This is a genomic window from Rossellomorea vietnamensis NBRC 101237, assembly GCF_001591825.1.
Classification (GTDB): domain Bacteria; phylum Bacillota; class Bacilli; order Bacillales; family Bacillaceae_B; genus Rossellomorea; species Rossellomorea vietnamensis.
This window is the reverse complement of record NZ_BCVQ01000011.1, coordinates 70485-96498: the sequence shown is the minus strand read 5'-3', so window position 1 is coordinate 96498 and position 26014 is coordinate 70485. Positions and strand designations below refer to the sequence as shown.

The following is a 26014-nucleotide window of genomic DNA, read 5'->3' as shown; positions in this document are numbered from 1 at the left end:
ATGGAAAGGAGAGGAATCTCGTGACATAATATAGATACATAATATGGGAAAGTGGGAATTTTGGACTATGATAAAAGCAGGTACCACATTGCAATTGGAGCCTATACATAATGAAACATTTGATCGATATAGATGCAGGGTGGTCGAACTTTCCGAGGAGGGGATTTTTATCGATTATCCCATCCATACCAAAACGGAGAAAGCCGTTTTTTTGATTGATGGAACACAGTTGAAAGCAAGCTTCACCTTCAATGAACAGACCGTCCTGATGTTTGAAACGGAAGTGATGGGCCGTAAATTATCCAAGATACCGATGATCCACCTCCACTATCCAGGGGATGAAGGGTTAATGAAAGTCCAGAGAAGGCAATTCGTTCGTGTAGATGCGAATACCGACATTTCATTAAAGAAGAATGGTCAGTTTTACCCTACGATCACGGAAGATCTCAGTGCAGGAGGATGTGCTGTGGTGGTGAGGAAGGGAATGGATTTGAAAAGTGGCGACAGGCTGTCCACCATCATCGTCCTCCCGATGCAGACAGGGGAGTGCCGGTATGCAGAAATCGAAGGGAAAGTGATCCGGGTATGGGAAAAGGAGCACAAACAAATTGCAAGCATCGAATTTGTTCATTTAACTGAAAATCAGCGGCAATATATTTTAAGGTATTGTTTCGAAAGACAGCTTGACTTAAGAAAAAAAGGCTTACTTGAATAAAAAAACGAAATGTACACATACTTTTTCTTAGTAAGGAAAAAGGGTGATCACAGTGAAAAGGGTAGAAAGAATTTTAATCAAATTAGCCATCATACATGTCATATTATTAATAGCGGTCCAGTTTGTATTTCATCAACTGAATGTCCTTCCCGAGCTTCATAAGCTTGTATTCTACGAAGGAGTGGAGAAAATGGAGTACAGTGAAATTGTAGAAACCCTATCACGTTAGAGCAGGAGATGAATCCCTGCTCTTTTTTTTGAAAAAGACTCCAAAAGTAAGAATCTATAAACGGAAAGTGAGATTTATGTTAAAATGGGTAAGAAAATTATTAGGAACTTAAGTAGGTGGATGAATTGAAAAAATTAAGAATTGCAATCGATGGTCCTGCGGCTGCAGGGAAAAGTACTGTTGCAAAGATTGTGGCAGGGAAATTATCTTATCTTTATATTGATACCGGGGCGATGTACCGCTCTTTAACGTATAAAGCTTTGAGCAACAACGTAGACTTGCATGATGAGAATGAATTGAATCAATTATTGTCTGAAACAACGATCGAACTTGAACCTTCTGAAGTCGGACAGCTTGTATTCCTGGACGGGAACGATGTAACGGATGAAATCCGTCAGGCTTCCGTGACCAATTCAGTTTCCCATGTGGCCGTTCACTCCGGTGTAAGGGAAGAAATGGTGAAGAGACAGCAGCTGCTTGCAAAAGAAGGCGCTGTAGTGATGGACGGAAGGGATATCGGCACCCATGTCATACCTGATGCGGAAATCAAGGTTTTCTTACTGGCGAGTGTGGACGAACGCGCCCAAAGGAGACATGAGGAGAATCTCTCGAAGGGATATCCGAGTGATCTGGAGCAATTAAAAGAAGAAATCGCCCGCCGTGACAAGATCGATTCTGAAAGAGAAGTGGCCCCATTGAAAAAAGCCGAGGATGCAACGGAAATAGACACCACTTCCCTTTCCATTTCAGAAGTGGTTGACCAAATCATGATGTTAGTAGAAAGGAAAGGTTAAAGTGAACCTATATACCTTTGCCAGAGGTCTCGTTAAGTCGATCCTGTCCCCTTTGTACCGGATAGAGGTGAAGGGGCTGGAGCATTTCCCGGAAGATGGGGGTGTTTTACTATGCGCCAACCATATTGATAATCTGGATCCCCCCGTTGTAGGGATCTCCGCCCCAAGGCCAGTATCCTTCATGGCGAAAGAAGAGCTCTTCAATGTTCCCGTGTTGGGGAAATTGCTGCCTGACTTACGTGCATTCCCGGTGAAAAGAGGGATGAGCGACCGGGAAGCACTCCGTAAAGGATTAAAGATCCTGAAGCAGGGAGATGTTTTAGGACTGTTTCCAGAGGGTACTAGAAGTAAGACAGGGCAAATAGGCAAGGGATTGGCCGGAGCGGGCTTCTTCGCTCTCAGATCTGAAGCTTATGTCGTACCCTGTGCCATCATCGGCCCATATAAGCCATTCAGGAAATTGAAGGTTGTGTTCGGACCGCCGATCCCGATGGATAGTATCCGTGAAGAAAGATTAAATGCGGAGAAAACGACGGAAATCATCATGAAGCATATTGAAGAGTTGATACTTGCGAATCAATAATATAAGGTTTCCCGCTTGACAAAAAGTAGTATTTATTAGAAGTTAGTAGAAAGAATATTTTAAATTGCGAAGTCTCACAATAATCAAAATCTTTGCAGTCATGGATTAAGGAGGAGTACATAATGGAAGACATGAATGGAATTGAAGTGAAGAATCTTGAAATTGGTGAAAAAGTTAAGGGGACAGTCACTAAGGTTGAAGAAAAACAAGTCTTAGTCGACGTTCAAGATAGTAAAGTGGATGGCATCATTCCAATTAGTGAACTCTCAAGCCTTCATATTGAAAAAGCTTCTGATGTAGTCAGTGAAGGGGATGTACTTGAGTTAATCGTGACAAAAGTGGAAGAAGAACTTCTGGTTCTATCCAAACGTAAAGTGGATGCCGAAAAGGCATGGGAAGAAATGAAGGTCCGCTTTGAAAATGGAGACGTCTTCGAAGCTGAAGTGAAAGACGTTGTGAAGGGCGGTCTTGTCGTTGATCTTGGAGTAAGGGGATTTGTCCCGGCATCATTGGTGGAAGATTACTATGTCGAGGATTTCTCCGATTATAAAGACAAAACCTTATCGTTCAAGATCGTTGAGCTGGATCAGGAGAAGAATCGTTTGATCCTGTCCCACCGAGCAGTGGTCGAAGCAGAGAAGCAGCAACAGAAAAAACAACTGCTGACAGATATCGAATCGGGTGCCGTCCTTGAAGGGACAGTCCAGCGGATTACGGATTTCGGTGCATTCGTGGATATTGGTGGAGTGGACGGACTTGTCCATATTTCCCAACTCTCCCACGAACATGTAGAGAAGCCTTCGGATGTCGTGACTGAGGGACAAAAAGTACAGGTGAAGGTCCTGAGTGTCGATCGTGACAACGAACGGATTTCTTTATCCATCAAAGAAACCCTCCCTGGGCCGTGGAGTGACATCACAGGCAAGGCTCCTAAAGGAAGCGTGTTGGATGGGGTCGTAAAACGCCTTGTATCTTATGGTGCATTTGTAGAAGTGTTCCCTGGAGTGGAAGGACTTGTTCACATCTCTCAAATTTCGCATAAACATATCGGTACTCCGCACGAAGTGCTTCAGGAGAACCAGGATGTAAAAGTGAAGGTGCTTGACGTGAACGAAAATGAACAACGCTTATCTTTAAGCATCAAGGCACTTGAGGAAAAAGAGGAAGAAGTAACGGATTACGAAATGCCTGAAGAAAGCACCGGCTTCCAATTAGGTGAAATGATTGGAGACAAATTAAAAGATCTTAAGTAATGGTGATGAATTGTGACGAGAGCTCAAAGAAAGCAAGACCACATTAATTATGCTTTGTCTACCGGTCAACAGCGGAAGACCGGTTTCGATGAAGTGGCTTTTGTCCACCAAAGCTTACCGAATATAGCAGTAGATGAGGTTCATCTGCAGTCTGAGATTGGCGAACTTACATGGAGTTCGCCAATTTTCATAAATGCTATGACGGGTGGAGGTGGAGAATCCACTACAAAAATCAATCAGGAATTATCGATCCTTTCCAGGGAAACGGGGCTCGCCATTGCGGTAGGATCGCAAATGTCAGCACTTAAGGACCCTGCTGAACGAAAAACGTATGAAGTCGTACGGAAGCACAACCCTGATGGGATGATTTTCGGGAATTTGGGAAGTGAGGCCACTGTTCAACAGGCAAGAGATGCCGTTGAAATGATTCGAGCCGACGCCCTGCAGATTCATTTGAATGTAATTCAGGAATTGACGATGCCTGAAGGGGACCGTGACTTCCGGGGTGCATTGGAGAGGATACAGAATATTGCCGAGAATCTTTCTGTACCTGTGATTGTGAAAGAGACCGGGTTTGGCATCAGTAAAGAAGCTGCCAAATCCTTGTCCGGCTCAACGATTTCAGCCATCGATATAGGCGGATTCGGCGGAACGAACTTCTCAAAAATCGAGAACCAACGGAGAAAGCGTATGTTGGATTTCTTTGATGAATGGGGGATCCCCACTGCGATATCGATTGCCGAGAGCTACGCTGTCTCAGGTAAGCCGATACTGGCTTCCGGTGGCATCCAGAACAGCCTGGACATCGTTAAGTCCCTTGGTTTAGGGGCATCCGCTGTTGGGATGGCCGGAGTCATCCTTAAACAGCTCCTGGAATCGGGTTTGAACGATACCATTGAAGAAGTGAATCAAATTCATACGGATATTCAATTTTTAATGTGTGCTCTCGGATGTAGACGGATTGACGACCTTCATAAGGTGCCCATGGTGCTATCAGGTCACGTATATCATTGGCTTGAAACAAGAGAGTTGGATCCCCGGGGGTACAGCAATAGATGTATGTAAAAAGAACGAATTCTCATGAGTGAGAATTCGTTCTTTTTTTGTTGCAGGGGTTTTAATTTGTGGTTCTGATCCGGTTTTGTTGGATATTTTTGTTAATTGGCTGGATTTCAACGTGAAACGGCTGGATTCCGTTCGATTTCGGCTGGATTTCCACTCATAATGGCTGGATTTTTGACCATTTCGGCCGGATTACTACCGATTGATGGATATGAGCTATCGATAATGTTGAGGCTTCTCGCTTCCAATCTGTCCGTTCACGCTTTTAGCGTTTAGCTTTTTCCGGTCCTTCGACGCCTGTCGCTCCGTTGTAATGTAAGCCCTGGTCACGGTCTGATTCCACGCGCTTGCTTTGTTTCAGCTTTTTCTCTTGTCGATCTTTACCCACTTGTAAACACCTCCTGTCTTTATTTTTTCTTTGGAAAGTTGATTCATACATGAATGAGATACATAAAGATTTTCCATAATGTAGATAATAGGAGGGAGAGTGTACTGATGGATGGGATATTGTATTTGTGGTTACTGTGGGGAATATGGGTATATACGACATTTTTAATGAGAAAGACGCATCCGGAACGTTTTCGTTATTCGTTTCTCTGTTTATTGCTTCTTTGTGTATTTCCTTATGGAATGATGGTGGGTCCTGTAGAAGTATCATTCCCTGTTATTGTACTTGCACTCATTTGTATTGTTTATATACGAAATTTAAGCTTGAGAGAGAAGCTATACATGCTTGTAGCTGTTCTCTCAATGGGGATGCTCTACGCTGGAATCGCTCTGATTTCCATTTATGACCCGGTACTTATGTTCATAGACCGGGATATCATCCTTTCTTTGTCGTTGGTGCTTGTAGGTGTTCTATTCTACAGTCTCTCCACCCAATACAGGCTCCGTGTCATTGCGGTTGCTTTAAGCAGTGTGATCGGTGACTTTTTTCTGAGCATTCCATTAAACAAGGTTGGATTTTACTATTCGATCGGAAGTCCTGCTTACCTGGACGTGCTTGCTCTAACCATCGGGCTATTATCAGCCTTGAAAATAGTGGGGGAAATAAATCAGGCTGTTCACATCAAGACACAAACAAATAAGGGGGGAATGAAGAATCTATGAATGTGTATGTGTATCCGGTAATCTTTGGCGTGGTGGTGGGGACCCTGACAAGGATTTATATGCTTCGCACCGACTATCGCCAATATCCGACGTATCTTCATGGCAAGATTATACATATAGCCCTCGGGTTCATTGCGGCGGGACTTGGCACCATTGCAATTCCTGCTTTACTGGAGGAAAATTTCACGGCGATAACGTTCTTGACGGTTGCGGCTTCTCAGTTCCGTGATGTGAGAAATATGGAGAGAAACACGTTGACAGAGCTGGATGCTTATGAACTTGTCCCCAGAGGGGCTACGTACATCGAGGGGATTGCCATTGCATTTGAAAGCCGAAATTACCTGGTTATTTTCACTTCTCTTCTTGCTACGCTCGCCTACATCGTTTTTAATATTTATGCTGCTTTAGGGATCAGTGCGATCTGCATGGTGCTTGCTCATAAGTTAATGGCCGGCGGGCGGCTGAAGGATATCGTTGACATTGAATATGTGAAGCCTCATTTTGATGGAGCGGGATTATATGTTGATAATATCTACATCATGAATATAGGCCTTAAAGTAAGGCAGGAAGAGATCCTCCGATATGGGATGGGGTTCATCCTGTCACCCAAATCGTTTGATGCAAGGTCGACACTTGCCAATCTGGGTCAGCGTCAGGCCATTCTCCATGATATGTCCACTTCCCTCGGGATCTTTAAGGATTCGGGGACTCCTGCTTTGACACCGCTCGCCAAGAGGGATCTAGATGATGGGAGAGTCGGGGTGTTTGTCCTTCCACAGCGAAAGGACGTAGAGAAGGCCATTGCCATCCTTGGGCAGGTACCAACACTGGAAAATGCCATAAGGATGCCGTCTGAGTCGAAAGCGAATCAGGAGGGGAGTAAGTTAAAATGAGTACGACGATACAGAAATTCATCCTCGCAACCGTCACCACCACACCTGAAAAAGTACCGAGTGGGACAAGTGTGTTCTATTGTAAAACGGATGATGAATTACAGAAGATCTGTGCAAACCTGGAAGCCATCCTGGACGGGATTGCCCATGAATTAGACGAGGGACTCTTCATCATTGTAAAACATTGATTGCCAGTTTATTCTTTTACTGATAAAATAGTAAAGTTAGGGGGGACTGTCCCATAAGGAAGCATTACCTTAAGGGCCGGTCCTTCTTGTGCCAGTTAATGAAAATGATTGAACAGGCTTAAAAAGAGGAAATGTAAGAACGAAACAACTTCTTACAGAAAGGGTGATGAACGTGACTAAACCAGTAGTAGCAATCGTAGGGCGTCCGAACGTCGGGAAGTCCACGATCTTTAATAGAATTGTTGGGGAAAGAATATCCATCGTTGAAGATGTACCTGGTGTAACAAGGGACCGAATATATAGTTCTGCAGAATGGCTGACGCATGAATTTAATATCATCGATACAGGCGGGATTGAACTGGGAAATGAACCATTCCTGGATCAGATCAGGCAGCAGGCTGAAATTGCGATTGATGAAGCCGATGTCATTGTATTCTTGACGAATGGCCGCGAAGGTGTCACAGCCGCTGATGAAATCGTTGCCAAAATTCTTTACAGATCAAAGAAACCGGTCGTATTAGGGATAAACAAAATCGATAATCCAGAAATGAGGGAAATGGTTTATGATTTCTACTCGTTAGGATTTGGCGAACCGTATCCTATTTCAGGTTCCCATGGACTTGGTCTTGGAGATCTGCTCGACGAGGTCGTAAAGAACTTCAAACAGGAAGAGGAGGAGGACTATGCGGAAGATGTCATCAAATTTTCTTTGATCGGACGTCCGAATGTAGGAAAATCTTCTCTAGTGAACGCTTTATTAGGGGAAGACCGTGTCATCGTCAGTAACGTAGCGGGTACGACGCGGGATGCCATTGACTCCTCCTATACGTATGATGGACAGGACTACGTCATCATTGACACAGCGGGTATGAGGAAAAAAGGGAAAGTGTATGAAACCACTGAAAAATATAGTGTATTAAGAGCTCTCAGAGCCATTGAGCGCTCAGATGTCGTCCTATCCGTCATAGACGGTGAGGAAGGGATCATCGAGCAGGACAAGAAAATCGCAGGGTATGCACATGATGCCGGGCGTGCTGTCGTCATTGTCGTGAATAAATGGGATGCCGTGGACAAAGATGAGAAAACCATGAATAAATGGGAAAAGAATATCAGGGAACATTTTCAATTCCTTGACTATGCTCCAATCGTCTTCCTTTCTGCGAAAACAAAGAAACGCATTCACACATTGCTGCCTATCATTAATACGGCAAGTGAAAATCACGCCATGCGTGTACAATCCAGTGTATTGAACGAAGTGGTCATGGATGCTGTTGCCATGAATCCGACACCAACGGATAATGGAAAGAGATTACGGATTTACTATGCGACACAAGTGGCTGTAAAGCCTCCTACTTTCGTTGTGTTCGTCAATGACCCTGAATTAATGCACTTCTCTTACGAACGATTCTTGGAAAATAGAATCCGTGATGCATTTGGATTTGAAGGAACCCCTATTCGTATTATTGCTCGTGCTAGAAAATAATAAGGTGGGTGTAAAAATGAAAATTTCAAAAAATGTAACGGTAATCGGAGCAGGAAGCTGGGGCACGGCCCTGGCGATGGTACTGGCTGATAATGGACTGGAAGTTAGGCTATGGGGCCACAAAAAAGAACAAATCGATGAAATCAATGCCAAGCATACGAATCATAAGTATTTGAAAGACATCGAGCTTCCCCACTCCATTATTGGTTATCACGACCTCGGGGAGTCATTGGATGGTGTCGATACCATCATTCTGGCTGTTCCGACGAAAGCGATCCGCGGGGTCCTCGGGCAGATTCAAGAGGTTCAACGTGCCCCGTTGACCGTGGTTCATGTAAGTAAGGGGATTGAACCTGATTCCCTCCTCAGAATTTCAGAATTGATCGAAGATGAAATGGCACCTGAGAATTTACATACGGTCGTGGTACTATCAGGACCAAGCCATGCTGAGGAAGTGAGCTTAAGGCATCCGACCACTGTGACCGTGTCGTCTAAGGATATGAAGGCCGCTGAAGAAGTTCAGGACCTCTTCATGAACATGAATTTCCGTGTGTACACAAATCCGGATCTCCTGGGTGTAGAAATTGGTGGGGCTCTAAAGAATATCATCGCCCTTGCTGCCGGAATTACAGACGGCTTGGGATACGGGGATAACGCCAAAGCGGCTCTGATTACACGCGGGCTTGCTGAGATTGCCCGTCTGGGAACGAAGATGGGTGCGAATCCCCTGACGTTTTCAGGATTAACGGGAATCGGTGACCTCATCGTAACGTGTACAAGTGTGCACTCGAGAAACTGGAGAGCCGGGAATATGCTCGGAAAGGGCCATAATCTGGATGAGGTCCTGGCCAACATGGGAATGGTCGTAGAAGGGGTTCGCACGACGAAGGCGGCCCATCAGCTTGCTGAGAAGTATGAAGTGAATATGCCGATTACGGATGCACTGTACGATGTCCTCTTCAATAAAGTTGAAGCGAAAGAAGCCGTTGATCATTTGATGGGTCGCGTGAAAACGAATGAAATGGAAGACCTTGTGAATATTCTGGGTGAGCGCTTAACCTGATCCGGAAAATAGGACTGTATGAATGATTATTTTTGCATAATGCACAATTATTCCTCGATTTATAGGCATTCGAGGATGCGTACACGGATCTTTCTGCATACACTGTCATGAATATATACAGCTTTGCCTATGGATGGGTAGGTCTCCCTTATTTAGAGCTTCTCTTAGTATGTTGACGTCTATGATGCTGACATACTTGAGAAGCTTTTTTTGATCTTTCATCCATAAGCTCCCTCTTTAAGGTTGTAACAGATTCTTGAACAACCATTCTTTTCTATTCTTTAGTAAAAATCTTATGATATAATACATTCGATAACAGGAGGGATGTACTTTGGATTCGATGATGAAGATGTGGATTTCGTTTGCCTCGATGGGATTCATGTTTTTTGCCATATTAACGATTTATTTCAGCAGATATAAGATTAAGCAGAAATTCCTGCGTTTTATCACAGCTTTCATGGCATACATACTGATGATCGCTGGCGGGCTCATGATGATTTATATAGTATTAAGCGGACCTACCAATTAGGGCCGCCCGATTGAAAGGACGTTTTAGATTGAAGCGCTTTAGTATAACAGCATTACTCCTCATACTTACGATGAGCATACTTTCCGGCTGTTTGTATCCGGATGAAGAATTAAGTCAGAATCAGATTCCTTATGAAACCCAGGTGAAGGCAGTACAAGAGGCAGTGGAAACCTATCAGAAAGATAATAGCGGACTGCTTCCGATCAAGACCCGGGATCAGGATACTCCCATCTATCAGAAATATCCGATTGATTTCAGGAAATTATCCCCAAGATACTTACCCGAAATTCCGGGGAATGCCTTTGAGAATGGAGGAATCTTTCAATATGTTCTGGTGAATGTGGAAGAAAATCCCGAAGTCAAGATATTCGATCTTCGTATGGCTGAACAAATAAGGGAATTGAAAATCAGGATCCAGGCACAGGACTATCCTCCGTTTAAAAAAGAAGTTGCAAATAATGTCTATACCCTGAATTATAAGGAACTTGGCTATGACGAGGAAGTCTACGTGAATAGCCCTTATTCCAATAAAAATCTTCCCCTTGTCATCAATGGGGACGGCGACATTTATGTTGATTATTCAATGGATTTATTTGAAAAACTCAAATCGGGTGATAAAAAATATAAAAATGGTGAAGATATCCGGAATTTACTAGTAAAAGATACATACTTTGTTCCTGCATATTCTTTACCGTATACGGTTGATGAAAATAACGAACCTGTCTTTATGACAAAATAGGCATAACCCTTTTCTTGCAAAATATATTGTAAGGGAAGGGTTATTATTTTTATGTCATCCTTTATAGGGTTATTTCATCAAAACAAATGATCATAAATGCTAAGACATAATAAATTTTTCACTTTTCATCATAAGGGGGGAAAAAAAGCATATTAATAGTCATAAGTCATTGGGACAACATCATAACTATAGAATGTGAGACACAGAATACACGGATGAAACATCCCTGGAATATAAGATGGGAGGGAATCTCTTGGAAAGAGTCGATCTATTTAAAGACATTGCCGAAAGAACAGGCGGAGATATCTATTTAGGTGTGGTAGGAGCAGTTAGAACAGGAAAATCAACATTCATCAAGAAGTTCATGGAACTTGTCGTCCTTCCTAACATCGCAAGCGAATCAGAGCGTGCAAGAGCGCAGGATGAGTTGCCTCAGAGTGCGGCAGGCAGGACGATCATGACGACCGAACCAAAATTTGTTCCGAATCAAGCCATCTCTGTTCACGTCGATGAAGGCCTCGAAGTGAATATTAGATTGGTAGATTGTGTAGGATATACGGTCCCTGGTGCCAAGGGATATGAGGATGAAAATGGACCCAGGATGATCAATACCCCGTGGTATGAAGAGCCTATACCATTCCATGAGGCAGCCGAGATCGGCACGCGGAAAGTCATCCAGGAACATTCCACGATCGGAGTGGTTGTCACGACAGACGGCTCCATCGGGGAAATTGGCAGAGGGGACTACATTGAGGCAGAAGAAAGGGTCATAGAGGAACTGAAAGAAGTGGGTAAACCATTTATCATGGTCATCAACTCAGCGAGGCCCCATGCTCCTGAAACAGAAGACCTTAGAGTGAAACTTCAGGATAAATATGACATACCGGTCCTCGCCATGAGTGTGGAAAGTATGAGGGACTCGGATGTATTGAATGTCCTGAGAGAAGCGCTGTTTGAATTCCCGGTTCTTGAGGTGAATGTCAATCTTCCAAGCTGGGTAATGGTGCTGAAAGAAGAGCATTGGTTAAGACAGAACTACCAGGAAGCGGTGAAGGAAACAGTCAAGGACATTAAGCGACTCCGGGATGTGGATCGGGTTGTCCACTACTTCAGTGAATTCGATCATATCGAACGTGCGGGACTTGCCGGTATCGATATGGGTCAGGGGATTGCTGAAATCGACCTGTACGCCCCGGATGAACTGTACGATGAAGTGTTGAAGGAAATTGTAGGGGTGGAAATTCGGGGGAAAGATCACTTGCTTGAATTAATGCAGGATTTCGCCCATGCGAAAGCCGAATATGATCAAATTTCAGACGCGCTGAGAATGGTGAAGCAGACTGGATACGGCATTGCTGCCCCTTCATTGAACGATATGAGCCTGGATGAACCTGAAATCATCAGGCAAGGGGCAAGATTCGGTGTCAGCTTGAAAGCGGTGGCTCCATCCATACACATGATCAAAGTGGATGTTCAGTCCAAGTTTGAACCGATCATCGGGACAGAGAAACAGAGCGAAGAATTGGTGCGCTACCTGATGCAGGATTTCGAAGATGATCCGCTCTCCATCTGGAACTCCGATATTTTCGGAAGAAGCTTGAGTTCCATCGTAAGAGAAGGTATTCAGGCCAAACTCTCCCTCATGCCTGAAAATGCAAGATATAAACTAAAGGATACATTAGAAAGAATCATCAACGAAGGATCGGGTGGATTGATCGCCATTATATTATAAATGTCTTTGACCTTCTTAGGAGGGTCATTTTTTTTGCTTTTTCTTTAAGAAATATTCCTCGGACTCTGGATTTTTCACAATGAATAATTATAAATTTCCAGTCGTCTGAAGGAAGGTTTTTGTCATTGCGTCATACCCTGTGAAACCTTGGTGTGTATGGGTTTGTGGAAGGTTTATTCCCTGGATGGATGTCGTCATGGAAGGTATGCAAACCTGACGGGAAACGGATATGGATGTTTAAGGGATTCCGAGGTTGGGAAGTAAGTTAGAGTACCTGATAGATGAGGGTATCAGTTGCAGTCATCCGAAAGAAGTGATAGGTTGATTAGAGTGCGAGAATAAAGGGATGGATGGTGATTCTATTACATTTCTGTTGCAAATAAGAAAAGATTCCCATTATTTCTTGATTTGTTCTTGCTAAGGTTTATCTATTGTGATAATCTTTTAACAGAATTGTTGTTGAATATTGATTCAGCAACGTTTTCAAGCGTTTTTTCTACACATCATGTATAGAATTCGCTAAAGTTGTTTACTAATGATATTAAAGTAAATGAATCATGACTGAGACATTTCCTTGGGAGGAGGTGAATGGCATGAACAAGACAGAACTTATCAATGCTGTTGCAGAAGCTGCTGAGCTATCTAAGAAGGACGCTACTAAAGCGGTTGACGCTGTTTTCGATACAATTCAAAATTCACTTGCAAACGGTGATAAAGTACAATTAATCGGATTCGGTAACTTCGAAGTACGTGAGCGTGCAGCCCGTAAAGGTCGCAACCCACAAACAGGTGAAGAGATCGAAATCTCAGCTAGCAAAGTACCTGCTTTCAAACCAGGTAAAGCGCTTAAAGAAGCTGTAAAATAATTACATACTTTGAGCGTAACGGGAAGGTCGCATAATTATGCGGCCTTTTTGTTTTTCTCTACTAGTATGAAGTCTCCTCCCGAAAATTATGTATGAAGTTTTCTTCTTTTATCGAGTATTTTATATTAAGATAAAACTTCTAAAGCACTAGTCTTTGATGACATTATGGGCTTGTGCTAATATTAACAATGTTACTATTTCTTTAAGTTATTTTAGGAGGACAACATTATGGCACAAGTCAATCATGGCCAAATAGAAGAAGCAGTTCGATTAATATTAGAAGCTATTGGAGAGAATCCTAATAGAGAAGGCTTATTAGATACGCCGAAACGCGTGGCGAAAATGTATGCAGAAGTTTTTTCAGGACTTGATCATGATCCGAAAGAATACTTTGAAACCATATTCAGTGAAGAACATGAAGAACTCGTACTGGTAAAGGACATTCCGTTCTATTCAATGTGCGAGCATCACCTAGTCCCTTTCTTCGGAAAAGCACATGTTGCGTATATTCCAAGGGATGGTAAGGTGGCAGGATTAAGCAAGCTTGCAAGGGCCGTTGAATCCGTTGCCAAGCGCCCACAGCTCCAAGAAAGAATCACATCCACAGTGGCGGATACGATCATGGAAACCCTTCTTCCACACGGTGCCATGGTAGTCGTTGAAGCGGAGCATATGTGTATGACGATGAGAGGCGTGAAGAAGCCGGGATCCAGTACAGTGACGACAGCTGTCAGGGGGACGTTCAAAGAGGACGCTCAGGCACGCAGTGAAGTTCTTTCTTTCATAAAGAATTAGGAGTGACGACAAATGAATTCAAATGATTATATTGTCATCAAAGCAATAGAAGACGGCGTGAATGTGATCGGCCTGACAAGAGGGACTGACACAAGGTTTCATCATTCAGAGAAGCTGGATAAAGGGGAAGTGATGATCGCACAATTTACGGATCACACATCTGCCATCAAGGTAAGAGGGAAAGCGACGATCGTCACCAGTTACGGCGAGGTTGAGAGTGATAATAAGAAATAATCTTCTATTCTGCTTTTGGCTGATAGAGAGAATAAAGGAGGGACGGACTAAGAAGTTTTCAGCTTCGTGGTCGTCCCCTTTGTTATAATCTCCTTAAGGGGGATGAGACTCATGTTCCCTATTGTGGAGGATTTTATGGTATAATATTTAATGCTGAAATTTTTAGACCGATACATAGTAGAAATGGGGATTACAGGGTATGAAATTCATTGATTGTAACCATCAAGCGAATATCATTCATCAATACATAGAAGAGCAGTTGCATCACTCTTATCTAAAGGAATATATCGATCAACCGTATATTGACCGGGACCGGATCTATTTTCTGCTCCTGCCTTTCGTAAGTGAAGGACGGACGATGAGTAAAGAAGTTGTACAGTGGATTTCGACTGCCATGTTATTGCAGATAGCCCTTGATACACATGAAAAGGTTACAATCTCTGAACGTGATTCCTTAAAGGAAAGGCAGCTGACAGTTCTAGCTGGAGTGTACTTCAGCAGCCTCTATTACAAGATCCTCGCAGAAACAGATGATGTTGAACTTATCTCACATTTAGCAAAAGCGATCAAAGAAATAAATGAAAGCAAAATTTCCATATACAAGGACGAGCATAAAAGCATCGCTGAACTCATGAAGAAGTTAAAGACCAGGGAATCAGCGATTGTTTCCAACTTCTATCGTTCCTTCGAAGACGATCAATGGATTGAAATCGTAGAAGAAGCCCTGCTTTACAAGAAGCTCGTCCAGGAGAAAATAAGTCTTGGGCATTCGCAGTATACGAGCTTCATCCGGGCTTTGACCACTTTATCCAACCGGACAGATCAGACTTCACCGGACTTCCATTTAACAAAGGAAGAAGCGGGACATGTGCTCTCTCAAATAGATGAACTCATAGCAATGACAAAGAGAAAGGTCCAGGGGCAGTTAGAGACCATCGAGCCGGACACGCCCTATTTTAAGAAGCTTATTGTAGAGCTGTTACCTTATGTGGAGCCTGAACCAATGACCAAACTATACGCGGAAGAAGGGTAAAACAACATGCAGCAGTCGAAAGAACAAAAAGTTCATGGAGTATTTGAAAAGATTTATTCCAATTATGATAAGATGAACTCCGTAATCAGTTTCCAACAGCATATAAAATGGAGAAAAGATACCATGAAGCATATGAATGTGAAGCCTGGCTCCAAGGCGCTTGACGTTTGCTGCGGTACTGCGGACTGGACATTGGCCATTGGGGAAGAAGTCGGTGAGTCCGGCAACGTGGTGGGCCTTGATTTCAGTCAAAATATGCTTTCGATCGGTAAAGAGAAAGTCAAAGAGTCCCACCTGAACAATATCGAGCTGATTCATGGGAACGCTATGGAGCTCCCTTTCGACGATAACACGTTTGATTACGTGACCATTGGCTTCGGTTTGCGAAATGTACCTGACTATCTCCACGTCCTGAAGGAAATGAACCGCGTAGTGAAACCTGGAGGGATGGCCGTCTGCCTTGAAACCTCCCAACCTACCATGTTTGGCTTCAAGCAGATGTATTACGCATATTTCCGTTTTGTGATGCCCCTGTTCGGGAAGATATTCGCCAAGAGCTTTAATGAATATTCCTGGCTTCAGGAATCTGCAAGGGATTTTCCGGGCATGAAGGAGCTTGCACAGATGTTTGAAGAAGCAGGCTTTAAAGACATACATGTGAAGCCGTATAGTGGCGGGGTTGCTGCTATGCATTCCGGCAGAAAGTAAGAAATTCGTAAATTAGGTGGAAAAACTATGAAGCTAAACAGGATGTATTCGTTTCTTAAAGCGGATATAGATGAAATTGAAAAGGAATTGGAAGTGGCGATCGAGTCAGAATCCCTGCTTTTACAAGAGGCCTCCCTTCACCTTCTTCAAGCAGGTGGGAAGAGGATCCGGCCGGTGTTTGTTTTGCTGTCTGCCAAATTCGGACAATACGATATTAATATTGTGAAGAATGTAGCGGTAGCATTAGAGCTGATGCACATGGCTTCCCTCGTACACGACGATGTGATCGATGATGCAGAGTTGAGAAGAGGAAAACCGACGATTAAAGCCCAATGGGATAATCGTATCGCGATGTATACAGGGGATTATATATTTGCACGGGCCCTTGAATATATGACATCTATAAAAGTTCCTGAAGCACATCAGATTTTATCACATACACTGGTGGAATTATGTAAGGGTGAAATCGCTCAAATCGAAGATAAATACCGATTTGATCAGAACCTGCGAAATTATCTTTTACGGATCAAAAGGAAAACCGCCTTGCTTATTGCCGTAAGCTGCCAGCTCGGTGCTATTTCTTCCGGTGCACCTGAAGAGATTCACAGGCGTCTTTACCGATTTGGTTACAATGTGGGAATGAGTTTTCAGATCACGGATGATATCCTGGACCTTACAGCAAGTGAGGAAGAACTCGGGAAACCTGCGGGAAGTGACTTGTGGCAAGGGAATATCACCCTGCCAATCCTGTACGCCATGGAATACCCGGAATTGAAATCCAAGATTGAACGAGTGACGGAATATACCACTCCCGACGAAATGAAAGAGGTCATATCTGCGATCCTGGCTACAGACGCCATCGACCGGTCCCATGACCTCAGCAGGATGTATCTGGACAGGGCCCTGAAAGACCTGGAGCACCTTCCATATAACCGCGTAAAGAAAAGCCTTAAAAATATCGCAAATTATATCGGCAAGAGAAAATATTAAGAAAATTTAAAATGGAAACGTTGCCAAAACCCCCAATCAGTGTTACTATTTTCGTGGGATGTCCTTAGGAATTCCATACATACATATTAGGAGTGGGGAAGATGGAAAAGACATTTTTAATGGTTAAGCCGGACGGCGTACAAAGAGGGTTAATCGGTGATATCGTATCACGTTTCGAAAAAAAGGGCTTTCAATTGGTAGGTGCCAAGCTTATGAGTATTTCAAACGAGCTTGCAGAAGAACATTATGGTGAGCACAAAGAAAGACCATTCTTTGGGGAACTTGTTGACTTCATTACTTCTGGACCTGTATTTGCAATGGTTTGGCAGGGTGAAAACGTCATCACGACAGCACGTGGAATGATGGGTGCAACAAATCCAAAGGATGCTGCACTAGGTACGATCCGCGGTGATTTCGGTCTGACTGTAGGCAAGAACATCATCCACGGTTCCGACTCTGCTGAAAGCGCTGTAAGAGAAATCGGTCTATTTTTCAAAGAGGAAGAATTAGTTGAATATTCCAAATTAATGAACGAGTGGGTTTACTAATAGCCTTTGCTATTTAGAAGCAGGTCGCATTTTGCGGCTTGCTTTTTTCTATGGATAAAGGTTAACTTTTCTCCGAAATGTTCGATATAGATAATATAGCTTTATACCTTTCGCAGCAAAGAGAGTGTGGATCTGAATGTCAAATGATTATAGTGAGTTTATTCAAGGGGTTAAACGAAAAACAGGGATTGATCTTTCCCTATATAAAGAAGCGCAGATGAAGAGGAGGCTGACTGCCCTTTATGAAAAGAAAGGGTATGGAAGTTTTCAGGAATTTCTTGGTGCGTTGAATCGGGATCGAGAAGAAATGGAAGGGTTTCTGGATCGTATGACCATCAATGTGTCAGAATTCTTTCGCAACTACAAGCGTTGGGAAATAATGGAGACAAAGATCCTCCCGAGACTGTTAAGTGGGAATCCAGTACTGAAAGTATGGAGCGCAGCATGTTCAACCGGGGAAGAACCTTACACCCTTTCCATGATGCTGTCGAAGTATATGACCCTCTCAAACGGATCCATCACAGCTACAGACATAGACAAAAATGCCCTTCAACGGGCCATGAACGGGGTCTATCCGGAAAGATCCCTAACCGAACTCCCGGAAGAAATGAAAAAAGTCCATTTCACCCAGGAAGGACCTTTATTTAAACTGAAGGACGAAGTAAAGCGAACGGTGAGCTTTAAGCAGCAAAACCTGCTTTCGGACCCATTCGAAGGGAATTATGATTTAATCGTGTGCAGAAATGTGATGATCTATTTCACCGAAGAGGCCAAAAACCTCCTTTACCATAAATTCAATCATTCACTAAAGCCAGGCGGCGTGCTCTTCGTAGGAAGCACAGAACAAATCTTCAACCCCTCACAATACGGCTTCGAAACAGAAGACACCTTCTTCTACAAAAAAATATAAACAACGGCGATGTCAATCCGCATATCCGAGAATCACTTTTTCATCCCTTAGGCTGATGAAGAAGTGTACTCTCAAAATATGATGGATTCACATCGTTTTATTTTTTTAAGGAAAATAGAATATTAGAAAAGTTTTTAAACGTAAGGACTAGGAAAGAATATAAATTCTATGTTATATTGGTACATAATTCTTTAACGAGTTGAAGGGGGAAAGTAAATGAGATACTTAACATCTGGAGAATCACATGGACCACAGTTAACGACCATCATTGAAGGGCTGCCGGCAGGAATGCCGCTGGAAGCTGAAGATATAAATGAAAACTTGGCAAGAAGGCAGAAAGGCTATGGGCGCGGACGAAGAATGCAGATAGAAACGGACCGTGCTTCCATCGTCGGCGGGGTGAGGCATGGATATTCCCTTGGTTCTCCTTTAGGATTGGTTGTGGAGAATAAGGACTGGACTCACTGGACGAAGGTGATGGGAATCGAGCCCCTTCTTGAGGGCGGAGAAGAAGAAGTGAAAAGAAAGATCTCGAGGCCGAGACCAGGTCACGCTGATCTCGTCGGCGGAATGAAATATGGACATAGAGATTTAAGGAATGTCCTGGAACGTTCGTCTGCCAGGGAGACGACTGTAAGGGTGGCAGCAGGAGCCGTTGCTAAGAAGCTGTTGAAGCTATTGGATATAGAAGTCGTCGGACATGTCCTTGAAATCGGAGGCATTAAAGCCGAAAAGCTTCATTATAATTCAATAAATGAACTGAGAGAGATCACGGAAGAATCTCCTGTCCGCTGCCTGGATGAAAAGGCTGCCGGGAAAATGATGAACCTGATAGATGAAGCGAAGCAGAATGGGGATTCCATAGGTGGGGTCGTGGAAGTCATTGTTGAGGGGATGCCTGCAGGAGTAGGTAGTTATGTTCATTATGACCGTAAGCTTGATGCGAAAATTGCCATGGCTGTCATGAGTATCAACGCATTTAAAGGGGTCGAATTCGGCTTGGGCTTTGAAATGGCAAGAAAGCCTGGAAGTGAAGTGCATGACGAAATTGCATGGAGCGAAGAGCTTGGGTACTACAGGAAAACGAATCGTTTAGGAGGATTTGAAGGAGGTATGACAACGGGCATGCCGATCCGTGTCAAAGGTGTCATGAAGCCGATCCCGACTCTCTACAAACCTCTTCAGAGTGTAGACATCGAAACGAAGGAACCTTTTAAAGCAAGCATCGAGAGGTCGGATAGCTGTGCGGTTCCAGCTGCAAGCGTAGTGGCGGAAGCCGTAGTGGCATGGGAACTTGCTGCTGGCATCGTTGAACAATTCAATAGCGATCAATTTGAGAAACTTCGTCAGGATATCAACAGACAACGCCAGGAATCAAAGGAGTATTAATGAAATGAAACAGGTAACCATTCAAACTGCTTCCAAGACATATGACGTAACTATTGGAGTGGAGATGACGAATGAGATTGTTTCTTTTATTAAGAAGTCCTTCCCTGATGTATCAAAGCTATGGCTCATTGCCGATGAAGCCGTATATAAGCTCCATGGGCAAGCATTCTCGGATGATCTCGGTCAGTCCTTTGATGTAACCATTTATCAAGCTCCCAAAGGGGAAAAAGCGAAAAGCTTTGCCACGTATGAAGATGCGATCACACATGGGCTCAAGCATAGAGTAGATCGCAAATCCATCGTGATTGCTTTCGGTGGCGGTGCCATAGGTGATCTTGCGGGCTTTATCGCATCCACCTATATGAGGGGAATCCCTTTCATCAGCGTTCCGACCACGATCCTTGCACATGACAGTGCCGTGGGAGGGAAAGTCGCGATCAATCACCCCCTGGGGAAAAATATGGTCGGACAGTTTTATCAGCCGGAAGGCGTATTCTTTGACTTGAATTACTTTTCGAGCCTTCCTGAAACGGAAATACGATCGGGATTCGCTGAAGTGATCAAACATGCCTTCTTGTCTGACCGTGAGTTCCTGCAGGATCTCATGCACTCTTTCCGATCGCCTGATAACATGGATGAAAGCTTTTTAACAGATTGCCTGATCAGGGGAATACAGGTTAAGGGAGACATCGTATCAAAGGATGAACGGGAGTCAAATATCCGGGCTTTCTTAAACTTCGGGCACACATACGGGCATGCGGTTGAAAGTGCAAGCGGCTATGGAAATCGGACTCACGGTGAGTCGGTCATGATCGGGATGGTCTATGCTTTATATCTCAGTGAACGCTACTGCAACCTGTCATTTGACATGGATGGGTTCATAGGATGGATCAAATCTCTCGGGTACAATCTCAAGGTTCCTTCCAACATCGGTTTTGACACATTATACGAGGGGATGAAGCGTGATAAGAAGTCCCTGAACGGCAATCCGGTTTTTGTGTTGTTGAAGGAGATCGGTGAACCCGTGATGGCGGGTGTTACGGAGGAAGATTTAAAACAGGCGGATGCATACATTCGACAGTTATAGATCCCGCCACTGAAGAGAGTACAGAATATCAAGAAAAAGGGAGAGTGGAAGAATGATCAGGGGAATTCGAGGTGCCACTACAGCAGATCGTGATAATGAAAAGGAAATTCTCCTTTCAACTGAAAGTCTCTTAAAGGAAATGATTTTACATAATAATATTACGGCAGAACATGTCGCATCCGTTTTTATTTCTGCAACAGATGACATTAAAAGCGTATTTCCAGCCAAAGCATTAAGGGGATTCGAAGAGTGGAAATATGTCCCGGTGATGTGCATGCAGGAATTGGACGTACCCCATGGACTGTCCCGCTGCATCAGGGTGATGATTCACTATAATACCTCAACACCTCAGAGTGACATCCAACATATTTATATGAAAAATGCAGTCAGCCTTCGTCCTGACTTGAAGAAGTAAGAAGCGGCCATTATGAATACGACTGAAAGGAAGTTTAAACATGAAGTGGAAATCCCAGATTCAAAATCTTAAAGCATACCAGCCTGGAAAAACGATGGATGATGTAAAAGAGTTATTCAATCTTGAGAAAGTAGTGAAGCTCGCATCGAATGAAAATCCCTTTGGATGCTCCAGGAACGTTGAAACCTATCTGAAAAACAATGCCCTTTCACATGCGCTCTATCCTGACGGTTATGCGAAGGAGTTACGTTTTAAGGTGGCAGAACATTTAGCTGTGGAACCTGGACAGTTATTGTTTGGAAATGGCTCTGATGAAGTGATCGAGATCATCTCAAGGGCTTTATTGGATGGAGGGAAAAGCACGGTTATGGCAACCCCTACCTTCCCTCAATATAAGCATAATGCCATCGTTGAGGGAGCAGAGGTCCGTGAAGTTCCCCTGGATGCGGAAGGGAAGCATCAACTGGCCAAAATGCTGGGAGAAATTGATGACACCACTTCGGTCGTCTGGTTATGCTCGCCCAATAACCCAACAGGGGAATATATCCGAAACGGGGAACTCATTTCCTTCCTGGACGCAGTCCCTTCCCATGTCCTGGTCGTTTTGGATGAAGCGTATTTTGAATATGTCGTGGCGGATGATTATTATAATTCTCTTGAATTGTTGAAGTCATATCCTCAATTATTGATTACACGCACCTTTTCAAAAGCATATGGCCTTGCAGGATTCAGAGTGGGATTTGGAATCGGGAATAAGGACGTAATCGGGAAATTGGATCCGATCCGTGAACCTTTCAATAATAATACACTGGCTCAAGGAGCGGCTTCAGCGGCCATCGAAGACCAGGCGTTCATAGAGGAATGCAGGAGAGAGAACCGAAAAGGACTAGAGCAGTATTACCGCTTCTGTGAGGAGAACGGCCTCGCCTATGTCCCATCCCAAGCGAACTTCGTTTTGATCGACTTCGGCGTAAGTGGGGACGAGGTATTTCAATACTTGATGAGCAAGGGCTATATCGTCCGTTCCGGAGAAGCACTCGGATACCCTCATTCAGTCAGGATAACAGTGGGATCCCATGATCAAAATAAAGAGGTCATCGAGAAAATGACTGAATTTCTGGCACTTCAGAAACAAGCATGATGAGCGGTCGGAGGGGCGTTGGTCCTTTCCGGCTTTTTTTAAATAGAAAGATGGAGGGGAAACGATGAATGGAACAGTGTTGATCATTGGGATGGGGCTGATCGGAGGGTCCCTTTCCCTCTGCATAAAAAAAGAACACCCACATGCCAAGATCATTGGACATGATGTGAATCATAAAGAATTAAGGCTGGCGAAGTCATTGGGAGTAATCGATGAGATGTCACTTTCTTTACAGACAGCCGCCGAACAGGCGGATCTTATTGTTATCTCTACACCTGTTTTTCAAACTGAAAAGATCATTGCACAATTTGAATCCCTTTCCTTGAAAGAAAGTGTCCTGATAACCGATACTGGAAGTACAAAGGAACAGATTATGAGATCTTCGGAAGTGCTGACTAAAAACGGGCTTCAATTTATCGGGGGCCATCCGATGGCAGGCTCTCATAAGAGCGGCGTAGCAGCTGCGAAGGAAATCCTCTTTGAAAATGCCTTTTACATGCTTACGCCGGGATCCGGAGTGGCAGAGGAAAACGTCGCCAGGCTTCAAGACTGGCTGAGGGGAACCCATGCGAAATTTTTAATAGTAGAACCAAGGGAACATGATGAATTAACGGGCATGATCAGCCACTTTCCCCATATTGTAGCGGCTTCACTCGTTCATCAAGCGAAGGGCTCTTCGACCGAACACCCTTATTTGAGAAGACTTGCTGCAGGGGGCTTTCGTGATATCACCCGAATCGCTTCATCCAACCCGACCATGTGGAAAGACATCACCATCCAGAACAGGGGAGTCCTGCTTTCACTCTTAAAGGAGTGGAAAGTAGAGATGGATGAGGTCGTATCACTCATCGAAATGAATGATTCACAGAAAATATACGATTATTTTAACGATGCGAAAGAATTCAGGGATGATCTCCCCATCTTGGAAAAAGGGGCGATACCTTCATTCTATGATTTGTTTGTAGACGTACCGGATTATCCAGGTGTGATCTCGGAAGTGACAGGATATCTTGCACAGGAGAAGATCAGTTTGACGAATATCAGAATAATGGAAACGAGAGAAGATATATACGGAGTATTAGCAATCAGCTTTCAAACCCTGGAAGATAGGGAAAGAGCTTTGCACTGCTTAAGAGAACAAACAAATTATGAACTATTCTTAGGATAAAGGGTGATAAGGATGGAACCGAAGAAAAGATTATCAAATCCAAACATTGGTTTGAATGGAGAGCTTCACGTACCAGGAGACAAATCGATCTCCCACCGCTCCATTATGTTTGGATCGGTAGCTGAGGGGAAAACGGTTATACATAATTTTCTTATGGGGGAGGATTGTTTAAGCACGATATCCTGCTTCCGTAAATTAGGAGTTGAGATCGAGGTTTCTAAAGACGCAGTGACCGTGTACGGTAAAGGGTGGGACCACTTGAAAGAACCCTCTGACATTCTTGATGTGGGAAATTCAGGGACCACGACCCGTCTCATTATGGGAATTCTCTCTGGAAGGCCTTTTCATTCAGTCCTGATAGGTGATCCCTCGATTGCGAGAAGGCCCATGAAGAGGGTGACAGAGCCTTTAAAGCAATTCGGGACAGTGATTGATGGCCGTTCAGGAGGCAACTTCACGCCTATATCCATCAGGGGTGGAAACCTGAAAGGGATCCATTATTCTTTACCTGTGGCGAGTGCTCAGGTGAAATCCGCCCTCATACTGGCCGGGCTTCAGGCTGAAGGAATGACTGAAATAGTCGAAAGAGAGCAGACGAGGAACCATACAGAAAAAATGATCGTCGAGTTTGGGGGAACGATTGAGAAGCACGGAGACACCATTAAAGTAAACGGAGGACAGGTATTGAAAGGAACGGAAATCTATGTACCTGGAGATATTTCCTCAGCAGCCTTTTTCATGGTGGCCGCAGCCATCGTTCCAGATAGCAGAGTACTGTTGAAGAATGTCGGGCTGAATGAAACGCGAACCGGCATTGTAGAAGTGATGAAGAAAATGGGTGCGTCCATTGAGGTCATGGAGCAATCAAACGAAGGTGAACCTATCGGTGATATTCTCGTGCAAACCTCCAACCTTACCGGCATTGAAATCGGAGGGGACCTGATTCCTTCTTTGATCGACGAAATTCCCATCATTGCTCTTTTAGCTTCACAGGCAGAGGGGAAGACCGTCATCAAAGATGCCGAGGAATTGAAAGTCAAGGAAACCAATCGAATCGATGCCGTTGTGAAGGAGCTTGGAAAGCTTGGTGCAAACATACAGGGTACGGATGATGGGATGATCATCGAGGGGAAAACCCCTTTACACGGTGGAGAAGTCCATTCCTGGGGCGATCACCGGATCGGCATGACACTGGCTGTCGCTTCCCTGTTGACCGACTCTGATGTATATTTAGAAGATGCAGAGGCCGTGAAGATCTCGTATCCGACTTTCTTTGAACATATCAACCAACTGTTGATGAAATAAAACTGAATTGATTAAGTGAGAGGTGGTTGGTCTTCGGGCTGAAATCCGCCTCTCTTTTTAATGAGTGGGTGGCATGAATTCATCCTTACCTTCATAGCTTGTCTATAAAGGAAGGTGATGATGGGGTGAGCACCTATATTATTGAAAATGCCCATTGGGTAAAGGACACCAAGCTAACTCACACTTCACTATTGGTGAAAGATGGAAGGATTTCAGCCATCAGGAACAGCTTTCAGTACTACAAGTACATGAAAATGGATGTGTCACATTTTTTGATGACTCCCGGACATGTCATGTGTGACATAATGGTACCCCAAGGGAACGACTTCATCTCCGTAAAGAATTATTACCTTGACGAATTCATAAAAAGAGGGTGCACCACCATTTTAACGGCTTTTTCAATACAGTATGAGTATGAATTCCTTACACAATTGAATGAACGGAAAACCTCCCTGCTCAACAGTCCCCTTGATTATACGATAGGGTTGAAAACATCTGCGAATCTGATTACCCCGAACATCATACGTGCCTGTAAGCGGCATAAAGTGCCCCTCATCTGGATCGAACTGGATGAAGCAAGTGGATTCAGAGACATTCCATGGGGATGGATCAAAGGATTATTGTATGATTACCCTATTACTTTTGTCCCTTTTTTTACGACAAACATAGACAATAAAACCAAAATGAAGCATCTTAAAATATGGCAGAATTCGATGAAAAACGAGGGTATTCCCCATATTCCTGTTGAAATCCCTGAAAAAGAGCCACTGAACTTGAGCATATTGAAGAAAATTGGAATATATCCCCTTAGAGGAAATTTTTTAGTGGGTGGAGAAATATGTTATAACCTCTATATGAAGCCTGAAGGTGAGTCAAGTACTGAGCCATTATCATTTCAATATGATCATCATGTGCTAAAATGTACTATGAACAAAGGGAAATATCATTATGTAAATAATAGAGGTCATTTTTATCCTGGAGCTGGTGAAGAACTGATCATACAAACCCCGGGATATTTTACTTAATTGAATACAAGCTTTTTTATAGAAAGG

At 43.7% G+C, this 26014-nt stretch carries 30 protein-coding genes; 29 read left to right on the top strand and 1 reads right to left on the bottom strand.

The window, feature by feature from the left end:
• Nucleotides 1-67: 67 nt before the first annotated feature.
• From BVI01S_RS08535 to fni, 6 genes are all read left to right on the top strand, one after another.
• Entirely contained in the window at nt 68-715 is a 648-nt protein-coding gene (locus BVI01S_RS08535) for a flagellar brake protein (RefSeq protein ID WP_034760588.1), read from the top strand.
• A 52-nt stretch (nt 716-767) separates the two neighbouring features.
• Nucleotides 768-944: a YpfB family protein gene (locus BVI01S_RS22730; protein WP_159362177.1), complete on the top strand. Its 177-nt coding sequence runs from the start codon at nt 768-770 to the stop codon at nt 942-944.
• Nucleotides 945-1069: 125 nt separating this feature from the next.
• Nucleotides 1070-1738, top strand: a complete 669-nt coding sequence (cmk, locus tag BVI01S_RS08530; protein ID WP_034760589.1) for a (d)CMP kinase — start codon at nt 1070-1072, stop codon at nt 1736-1738.
• 1 nt (nt 1739) lies between these two features.
• Complete coding sequence (locus BVI01S_RS08525; RefSeq protein WP_034758309.1) at nt 1740-2321, top strand: lysophospholipid acyltransferase family protein; 582 nt, start codon at nt 1740-1742, stop codon at nt 2319-2321.
• Nucleotides 2322-2440: 119 nt separating this feature from the next.
• Nucleotides 2441-3574: a 30S ribosomal protein S1 gene (rpsA, locus tag BVI01S_RS08520; RefSeq protein ID WP_034760590.1), complete on the top strand. Its 1134-nt coding sequence runs from the start codon at nt 2441-2443 to the stop codon at nt 3572-3574.
• 12 nt (nt 3575-3586) lie between these two features.
• Complete coding sequence (gene fni / locus BVI01S_RS08515) at nt 3587-4639, top strand: type 2 isopentenyl-diphosphate Delta-isomerase (RefSeq protein WP_061809872.1); 1053 nt, start codon at nt 3587-3589, stop codon at nt 4637-4639.
• 262 nt (nt 4640-4901) lie between these two features.
• Here the strand turns inward: fni and BVI01S_RS22165 are convergent, their stop codons facing one another.
• Complete coding sequence (locus tag BVI01S_RS22165) at nt 4902-5024, bottom strand: YpzI family protein (protein WP_079533103.1); 123 nt, start codon at nt 5022-5024, stop codon at nt 4902-4904.
• Between the two features lie 107 nt (nt 5025-5131).
• Between BVI01S_RS22165 and BVI01S_RS08510 the strand changes: the two genes are divergently transcribed.
• The 23 genes from BVI01S_RS08510 to BVI01S_RS08400 all read left to right on the top strand — a co-directional run bounded on the left by BVI01S_RS08510 (nt 5132) and on the right by BVI01S_RS08400 (nt 25987).
• Complete coding sequence (locus BVI01S_RS08510; RefSeq protein WP_034758314.1) at nt 5132-5746, top strand: YphA family membrane protein; 615 nt, start codon at nt 5132-5134, stop codon at nt 5744-5746.
• Nucleotides 5743-6639, top strand: coding sequence for a YIEGIA family protein (locus BVI01S_RS08505; RefSeq protein ID WP_034758317.1), 897 nt, complete (start codon nt 5743-5745; stop codon nt 6637-6639). Before BVI01S_RS08510 ends, BVI01S_RS08505 begins: the two co-directional genes overlap by 4 nt.
• On the top strand, nt 6636-6827 hold the full coding sequence (locus BVI01S_RS08500; protein WP_034758320.1) for a capping complex subunit for YIEGIA: 192 nt from the start codon (nt 6636-6638) through the stop codon (nt 6825-6827). Before BVI01S_RS08505 ends, BVI01S_RS08500 begins: the two co-directional genes overlap by 4 nt.
• A gap of 172 nt (nt 6828-6999) precedes the next feature.
• The gene (der, locus tag BVI01S_RS08495) at nt 7000-8310 is read left to right on the top strand and encodes a ribosome biogenesis GTPase Der (RefSeq protein WP_034760591.1); all 1311 of its coding nucleotides are present in this window, start codon (nt 7000-7002) and stop codon (nt 8308-8310) included.
• A 16-nt stretch (nt 8311-8326) separates the two neighbouring features.
• Nucleotides 8327-9373, top strand: coding sequence for an NAD(P)H-dependent glycerol-3-phosphate dehydrogenase (locus tag BVI01S_RS08490; protein ID WP_061809871.1), 1047 nt, complete (start codon nt 8327-8329; stop codon nt 9371-9373).
• Between the two features lie 340 nt (nt 9374-9713).
• Nucleotides 9714-9902 (top strand): DUF2768 domain-containing protein, encoded by a 189-nt coding sequence (locus BVI01S_RS08485; protein ID WP_079533131.1) that lies wholly within the window; start codon nt 9714-9716, stop codon nt 9900-9902.
• Between the two features lie 70 nt (nt 9903-9972).
• Nucleotides 9973-10641 (top strand): YphF family lipoprotein, encoded by a 669-nt coding sequence (locus tag BVI01S_RS08480; protein ID WP_439951103.1) that lies wholly within the window; start codon nt 9973-9975, stop codon nt 10639-10641.
• Nucleotides 10642-10894: 253 nt separating this feature from the next.
• Nucleotides 10895-12373 (top strand): stage IV sporulation protein A, encoded by a 1479-nt coding sequence (gene spoIVA / locus BVI01S_RS08475; protein ID WP_034758333.1) that lies wholly within the window; start codon nt 10895-10897, stop codon nt 12371-12373.
• A gap of 593 nt (nt 12374-12966) precedes the next feature.
• Nucleotides 12967-13239, top strand: coding sequence for a non-specific DNA-binding protein Hbs (hbs, locus tag BVI01S_RS08470; protein ID WP_034758336.1), 273 nt, complete (start codon nt 12967-12969; stop codon nt 13237-13239).
• Between the two features lie 228 nt (nt 13240-13467).
• A complete protein-coding gene (gene folE, locus BVI01S_RS08465; RefSeq protein WP_034758338.1) occupies nt 13468-14034 on the top strand; it encodes a GTP cyclohydrolase I FolE in 567 nt (188 codons plus the stop codon).
• Nucleotides 14035-14046: 12 nt separating this feature from the next.
• Complete coding sequence (mtrB, locus tag BVI01S_RS08460; RefSeq protein WP_034758340.1) at nt 14047-14268, top strand: trp RNA-binding attenuation protein MtrB; 222 nt, start codon at nt 14047-14049, stop codon at nt 14266-14268.
• 199 nt (nt 14269-14467) lie between these two features.
• On the top strand, nt 14468-15301 hold the full coding sequence (locus tag BVI01S_RS08455; RefSeq protein WP_051758236.1) for a heptaprenyl diphosphate synthase component 1: 834 nt from the start codon (nt 14468-14470) through the stop codon (nt 15299-15301).
• Between the two features lie 6 nt (nt 15302-15307).
• Entirely contained in the window at nt 15308-16009 is a 702-nt protein-coding gene (locus tag BVI01S_RS08450) for a demethylmenaquinone methyltransferase (RefSeq protein ID WP_034758342.1), read from the top strand.
• Nucleotides 16010-16036: 27 nt separating this feature from the next.
• Nucleotides 16037-16999, top strand: coding sequence for a heptaprenyl diphosphate synthase component II (gene hepT / locus BVI01S_RS08445; protein WP_061809869.1), 963 nt, complete (start codon nt 16037-16039; stop codon nt 16997-16999).
• A gap of 101 nt (nt 17000-17100) precedes the next feature.
• Complete coding sequence (gene ndk, locus BVI01S_RS08440) at nt 17101-17547, top strand: nucleoside-diphosphate kinase (protein WP_034758349.1); 447 nt, start codon at nt 17101-17103, stop codon at nt 17545-17547.
• Nucleotides 17548-17683: 136 nt separating this feature from the next.
• Nucleotides 17684-18457 (top strand): CheR family methyltransferase, encoded by a 774-nt coding sequence (locus tag BVI01S_RS08435; protein ID WP_034758352.1) that lies wholly within the window; start codon nt 17684-17686, stop codon nt 18455-18457.
• Between the two features lie 216 nt (nt 18458-18673).
• Complete coding sequence (aroC, locus tag BVI01S_RS08430; RefSeq protein ID WP_061809868.1) at nt 18674-19846, top strand: chorismate synthase; 1173 nt, start codon at nt 18674-18676, stop codon at nt 19844-19846.
• 4 nt (nt 19847-19850) lie between these two features.
• The gene (aroB, locus tag BVI01S_RS08425; protein WP_034758357.1) at nt 19851-20933 is read left to right on the top strand and encodes a 3-dehydroquinate synthase; all 1083 of its coding nucleotides are present in this window, start codon (nt 19851-19853) and stop codon (nt 20931-20933) included.
• A gap of 52 nt (nt 20934-20985) precedes the next feature.
• Nucleotides 20986-21348, top strand: coding sequence for a chorismate mutase (aroH, locus tag BVI01S_RS08420; RefSeq protein WP_034758360.1), 363 nt, complete (start codon nt 20986-20988; stop codon nt 21346-21348).
• A 40-nt stretch (nt 21349-21388) separates the two neighbouring features.
• Nucleotides 21389-22489 (top strand): histidinol-phosphate transaminase, encoded by a 1101-nt coding sequence (hisC, locus tag BVI01S_RS08415; RefSeq protein WP_034758363.1) that lies wholly within the window; start codon nt 21389-21391, stop codon nt 22487-22489.
• A gap of 64 nt (nt 22490-22553) precedes the next feature.
• A complete protein-coding gene (locus BVI01S_RS08410) occupies nt 22554-23657 on the top strand; it encodes a prephenate dehydrogenase (protein ID WP_034758367.1) in 1104 nt (367 codons plus the stop codon).
• 12 nt (nt 23658-23669) lie between these two features.
• Nucleotides 23670-24962, top strand: coding sequence for a 3-phosphoshikimate 1-carboxyvinyltransferase (gene aroA / locus BVI01S_RS08405; protein ID WP_061809867.1), 1293 nt, complete (start codon nt 23670-23672; stop codon nt 24960-24962).
• Nucleotides 24963-25087: 125 nt separating this feature from the next.
• Nucleotides 25088-25987, top strand: coding sequence for a hypothetical protein (locus BVI01S_RS08400; RefSeq protein WP_061809866.1), 900 nt, complete (start codon nt 25088-25090; stop codon nt 25985-25987).
• Nucleotides 25988-26014 lie beyond the last annotated feature (27 nt).